Source organism: Wohlfahrtiimonas larvae (genome assembly GCF_002006755.1).
GTDB lineage: Bacteria > Pseudomonadota > Gammaproteobacteria > Cardiobacteriales > Wohlfahrtiimonadaceae > Wohlfahrtiimonas > Wohlfahrtiimonas larvae.
The window spans coordinates 1-1,266 of sequence record NZ_MVDO01000011.1 but is presented as its reverse complement, the minus strand read 5'-3'; the positions used below and the strand labels follow the sequence as shown (position 1 = coordinate 1,266).

Genomic DNA, 1,266 nt, shown 5'->3' with positions numbered 1-1,266 from the left:
ATCCTACGGTTTGCCCCTGTGTCTCTTCATTAAAATCTTTTAGCCCTATGATTAAGGCTTTCTTAACATCTTGACGACATGCCGGAGAATTAATGTCAATTTTACAATTTGGGCTTGTTTTTTCAGCAGTAATAATATTTTCAATTTGTTCATCTTTCACAGCATAGCTCACTCAAAGCCTAATATGAAAAATATTAGGTGAATGAGATAAGAACATAGTTTTGTTTTTACAATCCATCGAAATCCACACAGGGTACGGATGAGAGTACAGCATTTCAGACAGGCAATAAAAAAGCTTGCATATCAATAAGATAAACAAGCTTTTTTAATATACTTGGCGGAGGTGGTGGGATTCGAACTCACGAACGGTTTAACCCGTTGCCGGTTTTCAAGACCGGTGCCTTCAACCACTCGGCCACACCTCCAAAAGAGAAATGAATTATATACAATTTCAAAGTTAACGCAACCCTGAAATTGTATTTTTTTTACTCAACCACTGCTATACGTAAATTATTTGTACCACCTTGCACAAAATTAAGTGATCCACGCGTGATAATTATACGATCACCAGATTTTACAGCCTTGTGTTCTTTTAAAACATGCATAACTTCACCCACAACATCTTCCTCATTAGCGTGATGTACGCTGAATTCTATAGGCTTGACGCCACGATACAATGTCATACGCCCTGCTGTTTCTGAATGGCGCGTTAAACCATAAATCGGAATCTCTGATGTCACACGGCTCATTAATAGTGCGGTCGTGCCTGATTCAGTCAAACAAACCAAAGCTTGAACATCATAGTGATTTGCCAAAACCATTGCGGACATAGCAATCGCTTCATCTGTATAATTAAACTTACGGTCTTTAATGAATGCATTGGGTGTTAAGACAGAAAACTGTTCACTTTCAGCGCCAATACAAATTTCTGCCATTGCTTTCACTGTTTCCACAGGATATTTACCTGCAGCGCTCTCTGCTGAGAGCATCACCGCATCTGTTCCATCCAGTACAGCATTTGACACATCCATCACTTCAGCACGGGTTGGTGATGAGTTTTCTATCATAGATTCCATCATTTGTGTTGCAGTGATCACAGCACGATTCAATTCACGCGCTCGCATAATCATGCGTTTTTGTGCACCCATCAATTTAGAATCACCAATTTCAACAGCTAAATCGCCACGAGCAACCATGATGGCATCCGATGCTAAAATAATTTCATCAATATTTGTAACCGCTTCAATGCGCTCAATTTTTGCAACT

The 1,266-nt window shown here is 39.6% G+C and carries 1 protein-coding gene and 1 tRNA gene; both read right to left on the bottom strand.

Features of this window, described 5'->3' with window-relative positions:
• Positions 1-335: 335 nt before the first annotated feature.
• Positions 336-425: transfer RNA gene (locus BZK14_RS00730), tRNA-Ser, on the bottom strand.
• A gap of 60 nt (positions 426-485) precedes the next feature.
• On the bottom strand, positions 486-1,266 hold a 781-nt coding region (locus BZK14_RS00725), incomplete at its 5' end, for a pyruvate kinase (RefSeq protein ID WP_245831103.1).